General features: G+C 49.7%; 5 protein-coding genes and 2 pseudogenes. All 7 read left to right on the forward strand.

Going from position 1 to position 5,568, the window contains the following annotated elements; translation table 11 throughout:
* Positions 1 to 250 (forward strand): annotated as a pseudogene (locus BN93_RS17415) (RagB/SusD family nutrient uptake outer membrane protein); the annotation flags it as partial.
* A gap of 31 nt (positions 251 to 281) precedes the next feature.
* Positions 282 to 1,250 (forward strand): putative zinc-binding metallopeptidase, encoded by a 969-nt coding sequence (locus tag BN93_RS05555; RefSeq protein WP_019187357.1) that lies wholly within the window; start codon positions 282 to 284, stop codon positions 1,248 to 1,250.
* On the forward strand, positions 1,240 to 2,274 hold the full coding sequence (locus BN93_RS05560) for a DUF4302 domain-containing protein (protein WP_019187358.1): 1,035 nt from the start codon (positions 1,240 to 1,242) through the stop codon (positions 2,272 to 2,274). The genes BN93_RS05555 and BN93_RS05560 overlap by 11 nt, the downstream gene beginning before the upstream one ends.
* Before the next feature lie 28 nt (positions 2,275 to 2,302).
* Positions 2,303 to 2,923, forward strand: coding sequence for a hypothetical protein (locus BN93_RS05565; protein ID WP_044259911.1), 621 nt, complete (start codon positions 2,303 to 2,305; stop codon positions 2,921 to 2,923).
* Between the two features lie 35 nt (positions 2,924 to 2,958).
* Positions 2,959 to 4,128, forward strand: coding sequence for a DUF4856 domain-containing protein (locus BN93_RS05570; protein WP_019187360.1), 1,170 nt, complete (start codon positions 2,959 to 2,961; stop codon positions 4,126 to 4,128).
* Between the two features lie 38 nt (positions 4,129 to 4,166).
* Positions 4,167 to 5,318 carry a fibronectin type III domain-containing protein gene (locus BN93_RS05575; protein ID WP_019187361.1) on the forward strand — a complete coding sequence of 384 codons (1,152 nt, stop codon included), beginning with the start codon at positions 4,167 to 4,169 and terminating at the stop codon, positions 5,316 to 5,318.
* A gap of 3 nt (positions 5,319 to 5,321) precedes the next feature.
* Positions 5,322 to 5,568, forward strand: a pseudogene (locus BN93_RS05580) (hypothetical protein); the annotation flags it as partial.

Below are 5,568 nucleotides of genomic sequence, written 5' to 3' on the forward strand. Positions count from 1 at the left end.
ACGGAATGACCCTCAAACAGTTGGCCTTGGTGAAAACCATCGTGGTTTCCGTCAGCAAGAATTCTTCCAAGAAGGCCTGCGTTGGTTCGACCTTCGCCGCTTTCATATCGCAGTAAAACGCTCGTCTAAAAGCACCTACTACTTCCCTTTGGAGAAAAACGACCCGCGAAAGCTGTTGCAAATACCAGCCGAAGGCATCAACCGAGGCTTGGAACCCAACCCACGCGAGCGCAACGAACCCTTACATTAAAAGGCTTTTAACGCAAAAAGAACTATAAACGATGAATATAAAGAACATTATCTGCCTGTTGTTGCCATGCCTTTTGCAGGCCTGCACCAACGAATCGCTCAGTCCGCAGAGCGTGGTGGATGCAGGAACGGTGCAAACCCCACAGACAGAGCTAGACCATTGGATAGCCGACAGCATAACCGCACCTTATAACATCGAGGTGGTTTACCGTTGGCAGAAGAACGCCAACACAGGTACAACCTTCGTTTCGCCACCAAAACCCGACAACGTGAAGGCCATTTTAAGGGCCGTTCGCGAACTATGCTTTGAGACTTATCGACAAGAAAACCTTGGAGGAGACCACTTCCTGCAAGGTAAAACGCCCCTACGAATATATCTATATGGTGGGAAGAACGTAGACGAGAACAGCGTTGAACTGCTCAACAACCCACAGCTCACGCCCTCGGAGATGTGCATCTTCCGCGTAGACGACTTTAAAGCAGGCGACACCAACAAGATGTATGCCCTGATGCGCAGCGTTCATCACCAGTTTGCACGTCGTTTGGCAGAGCTTGTGGCCTACGATCGCGACAAGTTTACGGCCATAAGCGGACATCGCTACACGGGTTCGACCGAACCTTTGGCCGCTCCCTTGGGCTACTCGAAGAAAGAAAAAGACTACTTCGGACTAGCCGATTATGCCAATAAACGCGGCTTTTACACCATGCAAGCCTTTCTTTCGGCCGAAGACGACTTTGCTGAAATCATCAGTTCAACCCTCTGTGCCACACCCAAAGAGGTGAACGATGCCATCAATACAGCGCAAACTCCCGACCAAGACAGCGACCCCGAGGTACAGCAACAATACAACAAAGAGGCCGAACAAGCCTATAAAGAGATTGTGGCTAAGCAGGCTTTTGTGGAACAATACATGCAAAAAAGCCTGCACATCAATTTAAAGCAGTTGCAGATTACCAGTCTGCGCCGCATAAACAACTACATCAAACAACATGCACAGTAAAACCAAAGCTTGGCTAACAGCCATCATCGTAACGTTACTTACGGCTTGCGATGCCAGTCAAGACGTCTTCGACCGCTCGCCGGCACAGCGTAATGCAGAGAGCATTGCCGCCTTGAAAGCCGAACTAACCAGTGCCGAGCATGGTTGGCGAGTGCTGTATTTCCCACGAACCGACTCGTTGCTCTTCTCCAATCCATCAGAATTAATCCCACAATTCGGTTACCGCGGACGATACGGCTATGGTGGAGACAGTTTCACCATGCGGTTTAACGCCGACAACACTATGGAGATGAAGGCCGACTTCACCCAACAAACTGCCTCCACACCACAGAAAAGCGAGTATCGCGTGGGCCGAAACAGTTTCACACAGCTGAGTTTCGTCACCCGCAACTACGTGCATCAGTTGGTTAACGATGCCTTTCGTGCCGCTTCCGATTGGCTGTTCATGGGCAAGAACGAAGACGGCAACCTCGTTTTCCGCACTGCCAGCTACCTAGAACCCGCCCGCGAATACATCGTTTTCACCAAACTTGCCAGCGAAGAGCAATGGAAACAAACTGCAGATAGAGCTTTCCAAAACCGCGATTTCTTCGAACGCATGGTCAATCCGCAACTCTCCACTCACCGTGGTAGCCGCATTTTCTTCCGCAGCGACGTTTATGTAAAACGCAACGTTGAGACAAATCAATCCTTATTACGCGAAATCAAGGAGAAGAAATACTACCTCTTTCTCTTTGCGCAGAAGAAAAATCCCATACCAGACTATCCTGCAAAAGAGATTGTTGGATTGGGTTCGGGCTACGCAGGCACAGAACATGGCATCACTTTCCGTGCAGGATTGCGCTACGACAGCAAAATCATGTTCTTCGATTTCCAACGTGTAGGCCAACGTTTCGTTGCCGAACTGGTAGAAGTTTACGACCCACTCTTTCGCAAAACGCGCCTTGTAAGCAAGCACTTGCACCCAGAAGGCAAGCCAACGGGACTTGTTGCCGAGATTTGGGACGAAGGCGACGACCGCTGATACACCACCTTTAAAACAAACAGAACACATGAACACAATGAAATATACGCTCCTAGCATTGGTCGCACTGCTTGTAAGCTGCTCGCGCAGCACTGCCGATTATGCCGAAGAAGACTACGATAAGCTCTTTCCCTTCACAGGTGTAGAGGAGCCCAAGGTTTCTTACGAAGACCAAGTGGTACAATTGGGAAACCCCGATGCACCCGTTTCCGACTTCGTTTACCCCGGAGTGGAGATAACCAAAGACGTACGAACCTACGATGTTACGCTTACTTGCTCGTTTCGCGAGGTAGATATCTTGGGCAATAACGTGCCAGAGGCCGAACTTGCGTCGCGCTATGTGGTGCGTTATGTGGCAGCAAACCGTTCGCTCACCACCATTGCCACCAACAAAACAAACGAAGACGCAACGTCTTTTCTGTCTAACGGTCAGCAACACGAACTGCATTTCAAAGCCAAATCAGGTTTCCCCATGTACCTTTTGGTTAACGGTGTAGGTCCTCGTGGCTCGTCAATAAAGGCCACCATCTCGGCTATTTCCGAAGACGGATTTACCATTGTGAAACCTCTGAAAGTGAACGAACACCAAAACGAAGAAGGAATAGACAAGATAAAAGGCCCATTTTGCGCCTACATCATCTTGCCCTAACCCTCCCATACACATTATATATATAACGACACACGATGAACCACAAGATATTCTTGGTGCTTTTGTTGGCGCCACTCGTCTTTTCGTCATGCAATCGCTGGGAAGGAGAAACCGTTGAATCGGCCTACGTGATGCCTCCCTACCCAGACCCGCAGTACAAATTCGCAAGGAATGGAACCAGTAGTGTAGACTATCTGGAATGCAATTTACTGCGCGACCCACTCGATTATATTTACGACAGCTACCTTAAAGAGGCCAGAATTGAAAACCGAACACTGCTGGAAACGATGAAGGGCTATTACAATAATGGCGAATTTGGGTTGAAACCGCGCCGCGAACTGTCGGCATCGCCAACCCACAAAGCCGATAGTGCCCTCGTAAAGAAAGACGTGGAAGACATCTTCAACCAAGCCGCGGCACTCAGCGGGATGGGTAAAGAGGGACCTGGAACAGCCCGTAACCAAAAGGCTAAGCCAGGAAAAGGCGGATATGTAGGCCGTAACATCGGCGATGTTAACCTCGCTTTTGCCAACGAAAAGGGGCTAGTGGTGGCCGAACTCTTCCAAGGTATCGTCTATGGTGGCATCTATCTCGACAAGATTCTCAACACTCACCTCAACGACAGCGTACTAAACAGCGATGCCCTACGCAAAAGCCACGAAGACAACGTGCTTGTTGCAGGCCACAACTACACCGAGTTAGAACACCACTGGGACCTTGCTTACGGTTATTATCAGTTTTGGTTGCCTTACGTTCAGGCTGCTAACACGCCCGCCTTACGCCAATCACGTATCACGCTTTACAACGCCTTTGCAGCAGGAAGGGCTGCCATTACCCAATATCGCTATGCCGACATGCTGCGCCAACAAGCCATTATTCGTGCCGAACTTTCGAAAGTGGCTGCCATAAGAGCCATTAATCTGCTTACGGGCGAAACCACAATGGCCAACATAGATGAGGATGCAGCCAACGCCCTTACCTTCTTGTCCGAGGCATGTGGTGCAGTTTATGGCCTGCAATTCACCGTACAGGCATCGGGCAAGCCCCATTTCACCTACAACGAAGTAAAAACGCTCATCGACCAACTAACCGCCGGCAACGGACTTTGGGACAAACAACGGCTCCTTGCCGACACATCCGCCACAGGTTCGCTGCGAAACGTGGCCTGGCAGGTGGCACAGAGGTATGGCATAAGCCTGCAATAAAACCACATATACATTGCCAACACATGAATAAGAATAATATGAAACAACTGCATATCCTTGCCCTCGCGCTTGCCTTTGCACAGGCTGGCACGGCCCAAACACACGAAGAGTTGGTTATCGACGGGGGATTTGAAGTCTATGTTAAGCCACAAAACGGCAACGAAGGCAGCGGCGAAGGGGGTACTGCACCCTCGTTCGACCCCTATCTCAAACCCCAGTATTGGTATTTCAACTCATCGCTGTCGCGCGAACGCACGAAAACGGCACACAGCGGCAACTACGCCATACGCGTTTTCCCCAATGGCGGGTCGTTCATCGCACGCGATAAAGACTTCAACACACATTATATAAAGGTGCAACCGGGTGCCGAATACGAACTTTCTTACTGGTATCAAGGCACTGTTACCAAGCCCAACATCTTGGTTTACATCGATTGGTATAAGGGCGAACAGCTCATTAAGAAAGAAGAACGGAAGGCACAAAAGGACATGGCCAAAGACTTTACGGGCACATGGAAAAAGAAAACGCTCACTTTTAAGGCACCTGCTGGGGTTGAATCGGCTGCATTGGGTTTCTACATACTGTCTGTATACGAAGACGCCGACGCAGGAAGACACATTCTTATCGACGACATCTCGATGGTAAAAACCAAGGAAGGCGTTGTGCCCAACAAACCCGAACCGCCTGCTAACCTACATGCCACGCCGCAACAGCGAGAGATTGAACTGTCTTGGAACGCTGTGGCTGAAACGGACGTAACCTACGAGATAACCATCGACGGCAAAGCAGCGGCAACCACACAAGCAACCAGATATGTGGTTACAAAACTGGAACCAGGGAAAAGCTACGCTTTCAGCGTGAAAACCATCAAAGGCTCTGTCGTTTCAGATGCATCTGCAACTGTATCGCAAACCACTTTGCCTTTAAATTTCGGCGTAAACGAAGAAGACCGCATACCTTATTTATATATGGTTCGCGAGCAAGGAACGGCACCACGCACGCTTCCGCTCTACTATCACGACTTGGCCAACCCCGATGCCAAAATGCTTTATTGGATAGATGGCCAACCCGTTACACCCACATCTGGCGCTATTACTTTCGGTTCAAAGGGCGAACACACCCTACGCATAGAGATTGAAGAAACGCCGACACGCAAATGGGAAATAGAATACAAACTAAACGTAGACTAAACGATGACAACACCAATATACAAAACGGCAAGCCGCCTATGCCTTCTGCTGGTTTTCGCGGCTATGGCATTGACCAGTTGCGACAATGCCACAGACACAGAACTTTCGGATATTGCCTTCGGCACCAACAACACCGACTCGGTGGCACTCAACAAGCAATCTACACGCATCGTGCTGCTACATGGCGGAACGGGAAAATACCAAGCCAACATCGCCGACTCGAAGGTGGCAAGCATCTCCATATCAAAAG

This window comes from Prevotella conceptionensis 9403948, from assembly GCF_000312305.1.
GTDB classification, from domain to species: Bacteria; Bacteroidota; Bacteroidia; order Bacteroidales; family Bacteroidaceae; genus Prevotella; species Prevotella conceptionensis.

Bases quoted from the DNA above. Each gene is read 5' to 3' on its own strand.
- BN93_RS05570 (WP_019187360.1), top strand. From the start codon at position 2,959: ATGAACCACAAGATATTCTTGGTGCTTTTGTTGGCGCCACTCGTCTTT.
- BN93_RS05575 (WP_019187361.1), top strand. From the start codon at position 4,167: ATGAAACAACTGCATATCCTTGCCCTCGCGCTTGCCTTTGCACAGGCT.
- BN93_RS05565 (WP_044259911.1), top strand. From the start codon at position 2,303: ATGAACACAATGAAATATACGCTCCTAGCATTGGTCGCACTGCTTGTA.
- BN93_RS05560 (WP_019187358.1), top strand. From the start codon at position 1,240: ATGCACAGTAAAACCAAAGCTTGGCTAACAGCCATCATCGTAACGTTA.
- BN93_RS05555 (WP_019187357.1), top strand. From the start codon at position 282: ATGAATATAAAGAACATTATCTGCCTGTTGTTGCCATGCCTTTTGCAG.